Here is a 15,282-nt window from a genome sequence, read left to right as displayed (position 1 = left end):
CGGACACTGGCGTCGAACCCGGCCGCTTGTCAAGCGCGGCCGGGCGCGAACCGGCCGGCGGGCCGCTGCCGCCCCGGGTCCGGCGGTCCCGGACACAGCCGCGGGCGGCCGGTCTCAGGTGCGCGCCAGAGGGTGGTGATCGGTGACGAGCCGGGTCAGCCGCTCGTCCTGCACGTGGGTGTAGATCTGGGTGGTGGCGATGTCCACGTGGCCGAGCAGTTCCTGCACGACGCGCAGGTCCGCGCCGCCGGCGAGAAGGTGGCTGGCGAAGGCATGGCGCAGCACGTGGGGCGACACCTTGGCGGCCGGAATGCCGAGGCCGGCGGCGAACTCCTTCAGGTCGCGCGCGAAGGCCTGGCGGGTCACATGGCCGGTCTCGCTGAGGGCCGGGAAGGCGAACCGGCTGCCCTGGTGGCGGCCGGCGGCCTTCATCAGCGCCCGATGGTGCAGCACCGCCTCCCGGGCCTTGGGGCCGAGCGGCACCAGCCGCTCCTTGCGGCCCTTGCCGCGCACGGTCATGGCCCGGGTGTCCGGGCGGATCGACGAGGCCGGCAGGCTGATGAGCTCGGAGACGCGCAGGCCCGAGGCGTAGAGCACCTCCAGCATGGCGGCGAAGCGGGCCGGCCGCAGCGCGTCGGCCGGCTTCTCCACAGGCGCCCGGGCGGCCTCGTGGGCGGCGGTCAGCATGCGGTCCACGTCCGCCACCGAGAGCACCTTCGGCAACCCGCGCGAGGCCTTCGGCCGGTCCACCGTGGTGGTCGGGTCGTCGCCCCGGTGGCCTTCCGCATAGAGGAACTTGTGCAGCTGGCGCACCGCCGACAGGCGCCGCGCCTGGGACGAGCGGGCGAAGCCGCGGCCGGCGAGGCTCGCCATGTAGGCCTCCACGTCCGGCCGGTCGGCGCTCGCCACGTCCCGGCCCCGGGCCGCCAGGTGGGCGCGATAGTCCTCCAGGTCCCGGGCATAGGCCGAGAGGGTGTTGTCGGCGGCGGCGCGCTCCACGCTCATCGCCTCCAGGAAGGCCTCGACCAGGTGTCCGTCAGCCATTCGGATCGATCCTCTCCGCCCGGATCGCCGGCGCCCGGCCCGCATCGCGCAGGATGCGGCTGTCCACGGGCTCGCTCATCAGGCGAGACCGGGGTTCCACCAGGGTGGCCAGCGACCAAAGCACCGCGTAGACGAAGCCCACGGCCAGGACGACGGTGCGGACGAAACGGGTGAGCGTGGGCATGACGTCGACCATGGGGGAGAAGGGTTAACGATCGGCAAGGATGGTGCGCCACGCCGGCGCCCGCGCCAAGCCGGGGCGGTTTTGCCGATGGCGCCCGCACGCGGCGGTTCCGGAGCCTCCCCTCGCTTGACAGATCGCGAGGCCGGGCCGCAAGAACAAGGTCATGACGGACAACCACCCCGGCGTTCTCGCCGATCCTCATCCGGCCGAAGCGCTCGTGCCGGCCGCCCCGGCGGATCCGGACCGGGCCGCCGCCATCCTGCCCGGGCTCGGCGGCCGGTCGATCGTGCTCGTCGGCATGATGGGGGCGGGCAAGACGAGCGTCGGCAAGCGGCTCGCCGTGCGCCTCGGCCTGCCGTTCGTGGACGCCGACCACGCCATCGAGGCGGCGGCCAACAAGTCGATACCGGAGATCTTCGCCGAGCACGGCGAGGCCTATTTCCGCGACGGCGAGCGCCGGGTGATCGCCCGCCTCCTGCGCGAACGCCAGCAGGTCATCGCCACCGGCGGCGGCGCCTACATGAACCCGGAAACCCGGCGCGCCATCGCCGAGGCGGGCGTCTCGGTCTGGCTGAAGGCGGACGTCGCCGTCCTGTTCGACCGGGTGAAGCGCCGCGCCAACCGCCCCCTGCTGCAGACGCCGGACCCGGAGGGCACCCTGCGGCGGCTGGTGGAGGAACGGTATCCGGTCTACGCCCTCGCCGACCTCACCGTCCCGTCCCACGACGTTCCCCACGACCAGGTGGTCGACCTGGTGCTGCAGGCGCTGGAGACCCGCGCCGGCGACGAGCCCGCCGACCGGTCCCACGACACGCCCCACGAGGAGACCCCATGAGCGCCGACGACTCCAGCCGCGCCGGAGCCGGCGAAACCGGCCCGGTCCGGGTGCCGGTGGCGCTCGGCGACCGGTCCTACGACATCCTCATCGGCGACGGTCTCCTCGCCGAGGCCGGGCGGCTGGTCCGCGCCGTGCTGCCGAAGGCGCGCGCCTGCATCGTCACCGACGAGACCGTGGCGGCGCGGCACCTGGACGCCCTGAAGGCCGGCTTCGACGAGGCGGGCGTGGACGCGGGCGCCGTCGTCATTCCGCCGGGGGAGGGGTCGAAGTCCTTCCCGGTGTTCGAGAGCGTGGTGGATCAGGTGATCGGCGGGCGCTACGAGCGCGGCGACGCGGTCGTGGCCCTCGGCGGCGGCGTGGTGGGCGATCTCTCCGGCTTCGTCGCGGGCGTCGTCCGCCGCGGCATGCGCTTCGTCCAGGTGCCGACCACGCTTCTCGCCCAGGTGGACTCCTCGGTCGGCGGCAAGACCGGCATCAACGTCCGCCACGGCAAGAACCTCGTCGGCGTCTTCCACCAGCCGGACCTCGTCCTCGCCGACACGGCGGTGCTCGACACCCTGTCGGAGCGCCACTTCCGGGCCGGCTACGCGGAGGTCGCCAAGTACGGCCTCATCGACGACGCGGGCTTCTTCGCCTGGCTGGAGGAGACCTGGCGGCAGGTGTTCGCCGGCGGCCCGGCCCGCACCCGCGCCATCGCGGTCTCGTGCCGGTCCAAGGCGGCGATCGTGGCCCGCGACGAGAAGGAGACCGGCGACCGGGCGCTCCTCAACCTCGGCCACACCTTCGGCCATGCGCTGGAGGCGGCCACCGGCTATTCCGACCGTCTCGTCCACGGCGAGGCGATCGCCATCGGCATGGTGCTCGCCCACGATTTCTCGGTGCGCATGAACCTGATGGGGCCGGACGACGCGATCCGGGTCCGCCGTCACTTCGAGGCCGTCGGCCTGCCGACCCGGCTCGACCAGGTGCCGGGCGGCATCCCGGACGCGGACGGGCTCCTCGCCCTCATCGCCCAGGACAAGAAGGTGAGCCGGGGCGCGCTCACCTTCATCCTCACCCGCGGCATCGGCCAGAGCTTCATCGCCAGGGACGTGCCCGGGGAGGCCGTGAAGGCCTTCCTCCACGACGAACTCGCCGGCTGACGGCGAAAGGTCCTCAGGGCGAGCGCGCGTCGATGGCGAGCGCGTGGAGGCCGGACTTGAATTCGTCCGCGAGCGCCTCGTTGACCAGCCGGTGCCGCGCCACCGCCGACTTGCCGGTGAAGGCCTCGGCCACGATGCGCACCGAATAGTGGGTCTCGCCTCCCGGCCGGGCGCCCGCGTGCCCATGGTGGCGGTGGCTGTCGTCCTCCACCTGGAGTTCCAGCGGCGCGAAGGCCTGGGTGAGGGCGCGGACGATCCGGTCCTGTCGTCGGGTCATCGGTCTGTCTCCTGGTCAGGCTCGACAAGTCGCTCGCGCGACGCGGCTGTCATGCATGGATTGGTCTTTTTCGATCCCGTGTGGCCGCTTGCCGAGGGGGGTGTCGCACCCCATACTCCACCGACCATGAAAATGAACTCCAAGCTGTTCGACAAGATCAGGATCCGGCCCGACGCGGCCGAGCAGGCCCGGGCCGAGTTCCCGCCCTGCGAGTGGGAGGGCTGCGACCTCGCCGGCGAGCACAAGGCGCCGAAGGGTCGCGGGCAGGAGGGTAAGTATCACCGTTTCTGCATCGACCACGTCCGCCTCTACAACAAGTCCTACAATTATTTCGCCGGCATGGGCGACGACGCCATCCAGGCCTACCAGCGCGACGCCCTGACCGGACACCGCCCGACCTGGACCATGGGCGTCAACCGCTGGGGCCAGGCGGCGGACGGCACGCGCGACGCCACCGTGTCGCCCGACGCGACGGTGCACGACCCGTTCGGCATGTTCCACGGCTCGCGTCCGGCCGGCTCCCACGCCCGGGTGGAGACGCCCAAGCGCCGGGTGTCCTCGGCCACCCAGAAGGCGTTCGACACCCTCGGCGTCGACATCGACGCCGACAAGGCCGACATCAAGGCGCAGTTCAAGGTGCTGGTGAAGCGGCATCATCCGGACGCCAACGGCGGCGACCGCACGTCCGAGGAACGGTTGCGGCAAATCATCCAAGCCTATAACTACCTCAAGGCGGCGGGCTTCTGCTAACGTCGCCGCCGTCCCGGGCAGCTTTGCCGCCTCGGCATCGTTGACCGGGCACGGATCTTGCCTGTTCGACACCCGCACGGGTGCGGCCCTCCGGCGGACGTCACCCGATTTTCGCCAAGCCGGGGATCCAGCACCCCGCGATCCGAGTTCGGCGCGCGCCAGACCGTCCCGCCGCGCGCCTCCTGGAGGTTCCATGGTTCAGACTGCGATCGACGCCGCGCCCCTTCCGGACCTCAAGATCTCGGCCCGCCAGGTGTTCGGCATCGACAGCGATCTCGAGGTTCCGGCCTATTCGGAAGCCAACGAGTACGTTCCCGACTACGATCCGGACTATCTGTTCGACCGCAACACCACGCTCGCTATCCTGGCCGGCTTCGCGCACAACAGGCGCGTCATGGTGTCCGGCTATCACGGCACCGGCAAGTCGACCCACATCGAGCAGGTGGCCGCCCGGCTCAACTGGCCGCTGGTGCGCGTCAACCTGGACAGTCACATCAGCCGCATCGATCTCGTCGGCAAGGACGCCATCGTGATCCGCGACGGCAAGCAGGTGACCGAGTTCCGCGACGGCATCCTGCCCTGGGCGCTGCAGACCAACACCGCGCTCGTGTTCGACGAGTACGACGCCGGCCGTCCGGACGTGATGTTCGTGATCCAGCGCGTGCTGGAGGTGGCCGGCAAGCTGACCCTGCTCGACCAGAACCGGGTCATCCGCCCGCATCCGGCCTTCCGGCTGTTCGCCACCGCGAACACCGTCGGTCTCGGCGACACGTCCGGCCTCTACCACGGTACCCAGCAGATCAACCAGGGCCAGATGGACCGCTGGTCGATCGTCACCACGCTCAACTACCTGCCGCACGACAAGGAAGTCGACATCATCCTGGCGAAGGCCAAGCAGTACAAGGGCGAGGAGGGGCGCCAGACCGTCGGCAAGATGGTCCGCGTCGCCGACATGACCCGCTCGGCCTTCGTCAACGGCGACCTCTCCACGGTCATGAGCCCGCGCACGGTGCTCACCTGGGCGGAGAACGCCGCCATCTTCGGCGACCTCGGCTTCGCCTTCCGGGTGACCTTCCTCAACAAGTGCGACGAGATGGAGCGCGCCCTGGTGGCGGAGTTCTACCAGCGCTGCTTCGGCCGGGAACTGCCGGAAAGCGCCGCCAACATGGTGCTCGGCTGAGGGCGTTCCCGAACCCCTCCCCTTGAGGGAGGGTTCGAGCGCGGCGAGAGGGAGGGCCCGCCTTCGTCCTTGGCCGCCGCACGGGAACTCCAGAGGCGGAGCCGCCGGACGGCGGTCCACATCAACCCCTTCCGGTCGGCCCCGCCGACCGCCTTCCCCGAGGGGAAGGATCCGCGGCACCAAGCCCACAAGGCCTGAAGACCCGACCCATGGCACGCGAACCTTCCCATCCCGCCCGGACCCAGCCGCAGACCGAACCGCTGAAGAAGGCGGTGGGCGTCGCCATGCGGGCGATCTCGGGCGACCATGAGCTGGAGGTCGTCTACGCCACCGACCGGCCGTCGCTCTCCGGCCACCGGGCGCGCCTGCCCGAGCCGCCGCGAAAGCCCACCGCCCACGACGTGGCGGTGACCCGCGGCCTCGGCGACAGCATGGCGCTCCGGCTCGCCTGTCACGACGCCTCGGTCCACCGGGACTACGTGCCGGAGGGCAAGACCGCCCGCGCGGTGTTCGACGCGGTGGAGCAGGCGCGCTGCGAAAGCCTCGGCGCTCGCGCCATGCCGGGCGTCGCCCAGAACCTCACCGTGATGCTGGAGGACCGCTACTTCCGCGGCAACTACCAGGAGGTCACCGACCGCGCCGACGCGCCGCTGGAGGACGCTGTCGCGCTCCTGGTGCGCGAGCGCCTGGCCGGCCTGAAGCCGCCGCCGAGCGCCGAGCCGGTGCTCGCCCAATGGCGCGACTGGATCGAGGAGAAGGCCGGCCCCGATCTCGCCGGCCTGGAGGCGGTGATCGGTCGGCAGAAGGACTTCGCCAAGGCGGTCCGGCACCTCCTCGTCTCGCTCGACATGGCCGACGAACTCGGCGGCGAGCCGGAGGAGCCGGAGGACGACGGCGAGGGCAAGGAGAACGAGGCCGCCGCCGAGGAGAATTCCGGCGAGGCCGACGACCAGACCGCCACCGAGCAGGCCGCCCCGCAGGAGCAGGAGGCGACCGGCGAGGAGCAGGAGGCCGGCGAGACCGAGGTGGACGCCGACGCCGCCGAGGAGACCATCGACGAGGACGCCGCCGACCAGGCGCGCGACGCCGGCGAGAGCAAGCGGCCGGAGCTGCCCTTCACCAACCAGCCGCCGGAGAACGACTACAAGGTCTTCACCCAGAAGTTCGACGAGGTGACCCGCCCGGAGGACCTCTGCGACCCGGCGGAGCTCGATCGGCTGCGCGCCTACCTGGACAAGCAGCTGGTCCACCTGCAGGGCGTCGTCTCGCGCCTCGCCAACCGGCTGCAGCGCCGCCTGATGGCGCAGCAGAACCGCGGCTGGGACTTCGACCTCGAGGAGGGCCTCCTCGACACCGCGCGCATCACCCGCGTGGTGACCGACCCCATGCAGCCGCTGGCCTTCAAGATGGAGCGCGACACCACCTTCCGCGACACGGTGGTGACGCTGCTCCTCGACAATTCCGGCTCCATGCGCGGCCGGCCGATCACGGTCGCCGCCGCCTGCGCGGACATCCTCGCCCGCACGCTGGAGCGCTGCGGCGTGAAGGTGGAGATCCTCGGCTTCACCACCAAGGCCTGGAAGGGCGGGCAGGCGCGCGAGGCCTGGCTCGCCGCCGGCAAGCCGGCGCAGCCCGGCCGCCTCAACGACCTTCGCCACATCGTCTACAAGGCCGCCGACGCCCCCTGGCGGCGCGCCCGACGCAACCTCGGCCTGATGATGCGCGAAGGGCTCCTCAAGGAGAACATCGACGGCGAGGCGCTCGACTGGGCGCACCAGCGTCTGCTGGCCCGGCCGGAGAACCGCAAGATCCTGATGATGATCTCGGACGGCGCGCCGGTCGACGATTCCACCCTCTCGGTCAACCCGGGCAACTATCTGGAGCGGCACCTGCGGGCCGTCATCAAGGAGATCGAGACCCGCTCGCCGGTGGAGCTCATCGCCATCGGCATCGGCCACGACGTCACCCGCTACTATCGCCGCGCCGTCACCATCGTGGACGCGGAGGAGCTGGCCGGCGCCATGACCGAGCAGCTCGCCTCCCTGTTCGAGGAGGAGCGCTCCCGCGACCGCGCCGGCGCCGCCCGGCCGGCGCCGCGGCCCTCCGCCGGCCGCGCTCCCGTCCGGGTGGGCCTGAAGTGACGCTCCGCCGCCGGCTGGCCGTCGCCTCCACGGCGGTCGCCCTTTCGGTCGGCGGAACGGTGCTCGCCCTCTCCGCCGGGGCCGCCACCCTGCCGCCCACGGTCACGCTCGCCACCCATCCGATCCGCTCCTTCCTGATCGGCGATCCGGAGACCACCCGCTTCGGCGCGCTGGAATGGCTCGGCGGCCTGGAGGTCGAGGGCTCCGTCCGGGCGGTCGGCGGTCTCTCCGGCATCGTCATGACGGAGGGCGGGGATGCCTTCCTGACCATCACGGACGATGGCCTCGCCCTCCAGGCCCGCATCCGGCGCGACGACGCGGGCCGTCCGGTCGCGCTGGAGGACGGGCGCCTGAAGCCGCTCCTCGACCGGCAGGGCAGGCCGTTCCGCGGCAAGATCGACGCGGACACCGAATCCATCGACGTGCGCGGCCACGACGCGGTCGTCAGCGTGGAGGGGCGCCGGCCGAAGATCCTCGCCGGCACGGTCGAGGCGGACGGTTTCCTCGGGCCGTTGAAGGAGATCCGGCTGCCGCCGACGCTCGGCGGCCTGCGCGGGTCCAAGGGGCTGGAGACGGTGGTGTTCGGGCGGCCCGGCGGCCCGTTCGACGGCGCCATCGTGACGATCGCGGAGGAGCCCGCCCGGGGCGCAACGAGCGACGACAACCCCGGCTGGATCATCGGCGGCCCGGCGCCCGGCGCTTTCCTCGTCGCCAACAACAGCCTGTTCAGCGTCACGGACGCCAAGTTCGGCCCGGGGGACGACCTCTTCATCCTGGAGCGGTCGTTCTCCCTCGGCGACGGCGTGCGCTGCCGCATCCGCCGCATCAAGGCGGCGGACCTGAAGCCTGGCGCGAGGGTGGACGGAGAGGTGGTGCTGGAGGCCGACCTCCGGCACCAGATCGACAACATGGAGGCGATCGCCGTCTGGACGGACCGGGCGGGGCGCACCCGCCTGTCGCTCCTGTCCGACGACAACCGCTCCTTCCTGCAGCGGACGGTCTACCTGGAATTCGTGCTCGCCGCGCCCTGACGACGGCCGGCGTGGCGGTGCGCCGCGCCCCCTCAGCGGGCGAGCGCGTTCCCGTAGGGCTTCACCCAGTTCATCAGGCCCGCGTAGGGGATGAGGCTGACGAGCGCCATCGCCATTTTCACGGCGAAGTCGCCGAGGGCGAGGCTCACCCAGGGCACGTCGGTGCCGGCGAAGGCGAGCGAGAAGAACACCGCCGTGTCGAGCGCCGAGCCGACCGTGGACGACACGAGCGGCGCCCGCCACCAGGTGCCGGCGCGCAGGCGGTTGAACAGGGTCACGTCGATCAGCTGGGCCGACAGGAAGGCGGCGCCGGACGCGATCGCGATCCGCGGGTCGGCCAGCACCAGCGACAGCGCCACGGCGATCGCGAAGCCGACGCAGACCACGAGCCGGGTCTTCGCCGGGCCGAACCAGCGGTTGGTGAGGTCCGTCACCAGGAAGGCGAACGGATAGGTGAAGGCGCCGTAGGTCAGAATCTCGCCGAGGCCGAAAGCCGTGACCGGATACTGGACCAGGATGTTGGAGGCGATCACGATCACCGCCATGGCGACGATCGACGGCACGAGGCGGCGGTCGAAGGCGAGCATCGGGGCAGTCCTCTTGTGATCCGATGAAGGGTGAGCCGGTCCACGAGGGCGAGCCGGTGGACACTCTTGGCGCGAAACCTTGGCGCGAAGCCGTGCGGGCCGCGTCCGGCGCTCCGTCAGCCGACCTCCGCGGGGCCGGGATACGTTCGGGCCGGCTTCGGTCGCGCGCGCCCGGCGAACCGGGTCGTGGGGCGGCCGGGTGTCCGACCGGAACGATGCGGTCCCCTTCCGGACAAAGCAGACGGCCGCCGAAAGGATCCCGGTCGGGATGCTTCGACGGCCGATGAGGCGGTGCGACGGGCAACTCCGCGTCGGGCCGGGCGAACCCGGCCGCGATCGTCAGGCGGCCGCGGCTTCGCTCTGCTTCTTCTCGATCTGCTTCTTCAGCAGGCGCGCGCGGGTCGACAGCTCCTCGGTGCCGGCCTTCGCCAGGAAGGCGTCCAGGCCGCCGCGATGCTCCACCGAGCGCAGGGCGTTCGCCGAGATGCGCAGGCGCACGCTCTGGCCCAGCGTGTCGCTGAGCAGGGTGACGTTGAGCAGGTTCGGCAGGAAGCGCCGCTTGGTCTTGTTGTTCGCGTGGCTGACGTTGTTGCCCGTCAGCACGGCCTTACCGGTCAGTTCGCACCGCCGAGCCATGGGGGTCATTCCTTCTCGTCTCAAGGGGAGATCCCGCGTCGGCGGACCGTCCCGTACATGCGTCGGCGTCCGCTCCTCGCGGGAACGGCCACCCTGCCTCGAAAGTCGCTCGTCTATAAGGGCGCGGCCTGCCCGCGTCAACCCTCGCCACGGCCGGTCCACGGCCTCGCGCGCGGCGGCGCTCGCGAAGCGCGGCGGGGTGACGGACGTTAACGAAGCAGTTACCATATCGGCACGAAGATCGTCCGGGCCGGCCGGGACACGCGACACTCGTTCCTGGCCGCCGCATCCGATCGAAGGCAACCCACCCGTCGTGTTCCGCCGCCGTGATGGCTCACGGAACGCGGGGCGCGTAGGGCCGTTCCCCGGCGGACGCGGCCGACCCGGCGTCCTGGAGGCTTAAAACCCGTGTCCCTTTTCGGTTCCCGTACCCGTTCCAAGGTCGCCCGTGCGGCCACGGCGGTCGCCGTCGGCGCCGCCCTCACGTCGGCGCCGGTCGCCGGCGCCGCACCCACCGCCTCGGCCGGCGAGAGCAAGGCGCTCTACGACGTCTCCTTCATGGGGCTGGGGATCGCCAAGGGCTCGCTCGCCGTCAAGGTCGACCGCGGCGCCTATGCGGCCAAGCTCCACATCTCCACGTCGGGTCTCGCCCGCATCATCTCCTCGGAGGAGAGCATCGCCACCGCCAAGGGGCGGATCGGCCGCGGCCTCACCCCGGCCGCCTACGAGCTCATGTCCAGGGGCGACAAGGTCACCCAGGTGTCCATGGGGCTCGGCGGCGGGTCGATCAAGTCGCTCCGCGCGATTCCCGAACTCATGGAGCGCGACGACCGGGTCCCGGTCACGTCCGCCCACAAGCGCAACGTGATGGATCCGCTGTCGGCCGTGCTGCTGCCGATCCCCGCCAAGAGCAAGGACGGCGTCGGCCGCGAGGTCTGCGACCGCACCCTGCCGATCTTCGACGGCTGGACCCGCTACGACATCAAGCTCAGCTACAAGGCCACCGAGCGGGTGAACGTGCCGGGCTATGCGGGCGACGCGATCGTCTGCGGCGCCCGCTGGGTGCCGGTCGCCGGTCACCGGGAAGGCAAGGAATCCACTCGCTTCATGCAGAACAACAAGGACCTGGAGGCGTGGTTCGTGCCGAGCGAGGACGGCGCGATCGCGCTTCCGTACAAGATCGCCGTCCGCACCATGCGCGGCATGCTGGTCGTGCAGGCCCGCCAGTTCGGCGACGGATCCTCCATGACCAAGGCCTCCAACTGACGGGCCGCGGCGCTCGGCCGGGCTCCGGGACCGATCCTCGACATCCAAGATGGGCGCCCTCGACGGGCGCCCTTTTTCGTTCGGCGACGGTCGGCGCCATCATGTGTATCCGGCCGGGATGGGTGTCCCGTTCGCGCCGGCGCTCCCCTCGCCGTGCCGAACCGGGACGAAGCGGTTAACCGCCGCGCGCCGCGCCGCCGCCACCCTCGCTTTGCCTGCCTGCATCTTGGGGGTGGGCGGCCCCGCCCACGCCACCGCTCGTGGGGTCCGAATCCGGAACGCCACCCGGCAGCCGATTCGTGCTTCGTCCGTTCCGGCTTCGTTGATCCGGTTAACGGCCGAGGTCTCGTCGGGTACTCGGCAAGTAACGAGGCGTCAACCTGTCGGCCCGCCGAGTCGAGCCGCAAGAATCGACTTGACAGCGACTCGGCCCGGCGAGTCGCTCGACTCCGGACCTGAGTCGAACGAGTCAACAGAATGCGGTCTAGACTCGCCGCGACACCAGATGATGTGAGAACGAACCCTGAATCTCTTCCATACTGCGATTCGGTCTTGCTCTGTTCATGGTTGATTCCCATATGGCCGGGCGAGGGCCGGTCCGCCCCGCCGGGGCGCCCGTCCGCCTCCGTCCGGGTCCGGGACCGTGGTCGCGGGCATGAGAAAAGGCGAGCACGCTCCGTGGCCCTGTGTTACAGACGGGACATGTTCGGCCCTCGATGATCCGGGTCGGCGTCCGCCCCCGTGCCCCTCGAGACGACGTTCACCAGACGCCGGCCGAAGATCCGAGCATGACCGTTTCCCCCATCGCGCCGACGCCGGCGACCGCCCGCACCCGCAACGTGACGGCGGTTCTGGGCCCGACCAACACGGGCAAGACCCACCTCGCCATCGAGCGCATGCTGGGTCACGACACCGGCGCCATCGGCCTGCCTCTCCGGCTCCTCGCCCGCGAGGTCTACACCCGGGTGGCGGCGCGCGCCGGCCTCAACCAGGTCGCCCTCATCACCGGCGAGGAGAAGATCGTCCCGCCCGGGGCGCGCTATTTCGTCTCGACCGTGGAGGCGATGCCGCGCGACCTCGTGGTGTCCTTCGTGGCCATCGACGAGGTGCAGCTCGCCGGCGACCTGGAGCGCGGCCACGTCTTCACAGACCGCATCCTCAACATCCGCGGTCGCTCCGAGACCATGCTGCTCGGCTCCGCCACCGCGCGGCCGCTGATCGAGAAGCTGCTTCCGGGCGTCACGGTCGTGGGCCGGCCGCGCATGAGCCAGCTCGTCTACACCGGTTCGAAGAAGATCACCCGGCTGCCGCGCCGGTCCGCCGTCGTGGCCTTCTCGGCCGACGAGGTCTACGCCATCGCCGAGCTCATCCGCCGGCAGCGCGGCGGGGCCGCCGTCGTCATGGGCGCCCTCAGCCCGCGCACCCGCAACGCCCAGGTGAAACTGTTCCAGGAGGGCGACGTGGACTTCCTGGTGGCCACCGACGCCATCGGGATGGGCCTCAACCTCGACGTCGACCACGTGGCCTTCGCGCAGGCGCGCAAGTTCGACGGCTACCAGTACCGCAACCTCAACCCGTCCGAACTCGGCCAGATCGCCGGGCGCGCCGGCCGCCATCTCAACGACGGCACGTTCGGCGTCACCGGCCAGGTGCATCCGTTCGACGACGACGTGGTCAGGGCGATCGAGAGCCACGAGTTCGAGCCGGTGCGCACCTTCCAGTGGCGCAACACCGCCCTCGATTTCGCGTCCGTGGACGCGCTCCGCCGTTCGCTGGAGCGGCCGCCCGGCCTCGACGGCCTCGCCCGCGCCCTGCCGTCCGACGACGTGCGGGCGCTCGAATACGCGCTCCGGGATCCGTCGATCCAGGACGCGGCGTCCACCCCCGAGGCCGTGCAGCTGCTCTGGGACGCCTGCCTGGTGCCGGACTTCCGGAAGATCTCCCCGGCGCAGCACGGCGACCTCGTGGTCGCACTCTACCGTTTCCTCGTCGGCCGGGGAGTGATACCGGACGAATGGTTTGCACGGCAGGTCTCGAACTGCGACCGTGCGGACGGCGACATCGACGCGCTCTCGGCGCGGCTTGCCGACATCCGCACTTGGACGTACGTGGCCAATCGTCCGAACTGGCTCGCCGATCCTCTCCATTGGCAGGAGCGCGCGCGCACGATAGAGGACCGTCTGTCCGATGCCCTTCACGAGCGGTTGACGCAGCGGTTCGTCGACCGTCGTACTTCCGTCCTGATGAAACGACTGAGAGAAAACGCCATGCTCGAAGCCGAAATCACAGAGACCGGCGCCGTGCTCGTCGAGGGCCAGCACGTCGGCGAGCTCCACGGGTTCCGGTTCGCGCCCGACCAGACGGCCAGCGCCGAGGGTCCGGACGGCAAGGCGGTCCGTGCCGCGGCCGCCAAGGCGCTGGCGAACGAACTCGAGAAGCGCGCCGAGCGCCTCTCCAAGGCGCCGAACGACGACATCGTGCTGGCTTCCGACGGCGCGCTGCGCTGGCTCGGCCAGCCGGTCGCCAAGCTGGTCGCCGGCGACGACGCGCTGGCGCCGCGCGTGATGCTGCTCGCCGACGAGCAGCTGACCGGCCCGGCCCGCGACAAGGTCCAGGGCCGCCTGGACCTCTGGATCGGCGCCCATATCCAGACCCTCCTGAAGCCGCTCCTCGACCTGAAGACCGCGCCCGACCTGGAAGGCATCGCCCGGGGTGTCGCCTTCCGGCTCGTGGAGGCGCTCGGCACCCTGGAGCGCCAGGAGGTGGCCGACGACGTCAAGGCCCTCGACCAGACCGCCCGCGCCGCCATGCGCAAGTACGGCGTCCGTTTCGGCGCCTACCACATCTACGTGCCGGCGCTCCTGAAGCCGGCGCCGGCCGCCCTCGTGGCCCATCTCTGGGCGCTGAAGCACGGCTCCATGGACATGCCGGGCCTCGCCGAACTGCCCCAGCTCTCCGCGTCGGGCCGCACCTCCATCAAGGTGGACCCGGCCTTCGACCGCACGCTCTACCGCCTGGTCGGTTTCCGCGTCGCCGGCGAGCGGGCGGTGCGCCTCGACATCCTGGAGCGCCTCGCCGACATCATCCGGCCGCTGATCGCCTGGAAGCCGGTCGGCGACGCCACGCCGCCGGACGGCGCCATTCCGCAGGGCGGCGGCTTCACCGTCACGGTGTCGATGACGTCGCTCCTCGGCTGCTCGGGCGAGGACTTCGCCTCCATCCTGCGCGGCCTGGGCTACCGCATGGAGAAGCGCACCATCCGCGTTCCGCTGCGCCCGGGCGCGAGCCCCGCCGGCGACGCAGCCGTTTCGGCGGACGTCGCGACCCCGGCCGACGCCGCCGCTGACGTTCCGTCCGACGTCGCCATGGCGGCCGAGGTCGAGGCCCAGGCTCTCGACGCGGCCGCGACGGACGTCCTGGTCGCCGCGCCGGCGGTCCAGGACGCCTCGCGCATGGACGTGGAGCCCGCCGTCGTGGCGGCCGTGGACCTCGCCGCCGCGTCGGTCTCCGCCGATGCCGCGCCGGCCGAAGCCGCGCCGATCGAGGCCGAGCCGGTTCTCGCCGGGGCGCCGGAGCCCGCGCCCGTGTCGACGGGCGTGCCGGCCGACGGCTCCGAATCCGACGCCGCTCCGGACGAGGCGTCCGCCGCCGAAACCGCCGCCGCTCCGGCCGACGCCGCCGCCGAGACGGGCGCCGCCGCTCCGGCCGATGCCGCCGCTCCGGCGGCCGCCTTCGAGGAGAAGGAGGTCGAGGTCTGGCGGCCGGGTCGATTCGACCGGCACCGCCGTCCCGACAACCGGGCCGACCAGCAGCGCGGCGGCCGCGACCAGCGCGGCGGCCGTGGCGAGGGCCAGCGTCCGGAAGGGCGCGGCGAGCGTCGTCCCTGGCAGGGCGGCGGGCGCGGTCCCCAGGGCGCCGAGGCCGGCCGCGGCCCGCAGGGTCCGGAAGGCGGGCGCGGCCCGCAGGGAGGGGAGGGCGCCCGCGGTCCGCGCGAGGACAGGGGTCCGCGCCGGGACGATCACCGGCCCGAGCGCCGCGACGACCGCCGTCCGCCCCAGGGCGACCGGCCCCGCCGTCCGGAGAAGCCGGTGGATCCCGATTCGCCGTTCGCGGCGCTCCTCGCCCTCAAGGCGGACCTGGAGCAGAAGCAGAAGAAGAAGTGACCGGACCGGCCGCCCCGGCGGCCGCCCCCCGGCGGAAAGGCTG

13 protein-coding genes are annotated in these 15,282 nt (G+C 71.7%); 8 read left to right on the top strand and 5 right to left on the bottom strand.

The window, feature by feature from the left end:
- Nucleotides 1-114 precede the first annotated feature (114 nt).
- A complete protein-coding gene (locus HND91_RS00425) occupies nucleotides 115-1,044 on the bottom strand; it encodes a site-specific tyrosine recombinase XerD (RefSeq protein WP_181704546.1) in 930 nt (309 codons plus the stop codon).
- On the bottom strand, nucleotides 1,037-1,228 hold the full coding sequence (locus HND91_RS00420) for a histidine kinase (protein WP_181704545.1): 192 nt from the start codon (nucleotides 1,226-1,228) through the stop codon (nucleotides 1,037-1,039). The genes HND91_RS00425 and HND91_RS00420 overlap by 8 nt, the downstream gene beginning before the upstream one ends.
- A gap of 163 nt (nucleotides 1,229-1,391) precedes the next feature.
- On the opposite strand from HND91_RS00420, the gene HND91_RS00415 reads away from it, so the two are divergent.
- Both HND91_RS00415 and aroB read left to right on the top strand, forming a co-directional pair.
- Nucleotides 1,392-2,063 (top strand): shikimate kinase, encoded by a 672-nt coding sequence (locus tag HND91_RS00415; RefSeq protein ID WP_181704544.1) that lies wholly within the window; start codon nucleotides 1,392-1,394, stop codon nucleotides 2,061-2,063.
- Complete coding sequence (gene aroB, locus HND91_RS00410; RefSeq protein ID WP_181704543.1) at nucleotides 2,060-3,208, top strand: 3-dehydroquinate synthase; 1,149 nt, start codon at nucleotides 2,060-2,062, stop codon at nucleotides 3,206-3,208. The genes HND91_RS00415 and aroB overlap by 4 nt, the downstream gene beginning before the upstream one ends.
- 13 nt (nucleotides 3,209-3,221) lie before the next feature.
- On the opposite strand, the gene HND91_RS00405 is transcribed toward aroB, so the two are convergent.
- Complete coding sequence (locus HND91_RS00405) at nucleotides 3,222-3,485, bottom strand: BolA family protein (RefSeq protein ID WP_181704542.1); 264 nt, start codon at nucleotides 3,483-3,485, stop codon at nucleotides 3,222-3,224.
- 126 nt (nucleotides 3,486-3,611) lie between these two features.
- Between HND91_RS00405 and HND91_RS00400 the strand changes: the two genes are divergently transcribed.
- From HND91_RS00400 to HND91_RS00385, 4 genes are all read left to right on the top strand, one after another.
- On the top strand, nucleotides 3,612-4,235 hold the full coding sequence (locus tag HND91_RS00400; protein ID WP_181704541.1) for a J domain-containing protein: 624 nt from the start codon (nucleotides 3,612-3,614) through the stop codon (nucleotides 4,233-4,235).
- A gap of 193 nt (nucleotides 4,236-4,428) precedes the next feature.
- Nucleotides 4,429-5,415: a cobaltochelatase subunit CobS gene (cobS, locus tag HND91_RS00395; RefSeq protein WP_181704540.1), complete on the top strand. Its 987-nt coding sequence runs from the start codon at nucleotides 4,429-4,431 to the stop codon at nucleotides 5,413-5,415.
- A gap of 209 nt (nucleotides 5,416-5,624) precedes the next feature.
- On the top strand, nucleotides 5,625-7,556 hold the full coding sequence (gene cobT, locus HND91_RS00390; RefSeq protein ID WP_181704539.1) for a cobaltochelatase subunit CobT: 1,932 nt from the start codon (nucleotides 5,625-5,627) through the stop codon (nucleotides 7,554-7,556).
- Nucleotides 7,553-8,587, top strand: a complete 1,035-nt coding sequence (locus HND91_RS00385; protein ID WP_181704538.1) for an esterase-like activity of phytase family protein — start codon at nucleotides 7,553-7,555, stop codon at nucleotides 8,585-8,587. The genes cobT and HND91_RS00385 overlap by 4 nt, the downstream gene beginning before the upstream one ends.
- A 32-nt stretch (nucleotides 8,588-8,619) precedes the next feature.
- On the opposite strand, the gene HND91_RS00380 is transcribed toward HND91_RS00385, so the two are convergent.
- Nucleotides 8,620-9,174 carry a VUT family protein gene (locus HND91_RS00380; RefSeq protein ID WP_181704537.1) on the bottom strand — a complete coding sequence of 185 codons (555 nt, stop codon included), beginning with the start codon at nucleotides 9,172-9,174 and terminating at the stop codon, nucleotides 8,620-8,622.
- A 339-nt stretch (nucleotides 9,175-9,513) separates the two neighbouring features.
- Nucleotides 9,514-9,810 carry a 50S ribosomal protein L28 gene (gene rpmB / locus HND91_RS00375; RefSeq protein ID WP_181705165.1) on the bottom strand — a complete coding sequence of 99 codons (297 nt, stop codon included), beginning with the start codon at nucleotides 9,808-9,810 and terminating at the stop codon, nucleotides 9,514-9,516.
- A 408-nt stretch (nucleotides 9,811-10,218) separates the two neighbouring features.
- Between rpmB and HND91_RS00370 the strand changes: the two genes are divergently transcribed.
- Nucleotides 10,219-11,076, top strand: a complete 858-nt coding sequence (locus HND91_RS00370) for a DUF3108 domain-containing protein (RefSeq protein WP_181704536.1) — start codon at nucleotides 10,219-10,221, stop codon at nucleotides 11,074-11,076.
- Between the two features lie 788 nt (nucleotides 11,077-11,864).
- Entirely contained in the window at nucleotides 11,865-15,239 is a 3,375-nt protein-coding gene (locus tag HND91_RS00365; RefSeq protein WP_181704535.1) for a helicase-related protein, read from the top strand.
- Nucleotides 15,240-15,282 lie beyond the last annotated feature (43 nt).

It is taken from the genome of Chthonobacter rhizosphaerae (genome assembly GCF_013839525.1).
Taxonomy (GTDB): Bacteria; Pseudomonadota; Alphaproteobacteria; order Rhizobiales; family Pleomorphomonadaceae; genus Chthonobacter; species Chthonobacter rhizosphaerae.
Note: the sequence above shows the minus strand (reverse complement) of the source record. Positions and strands in the feature narration are given on the sequence as shown.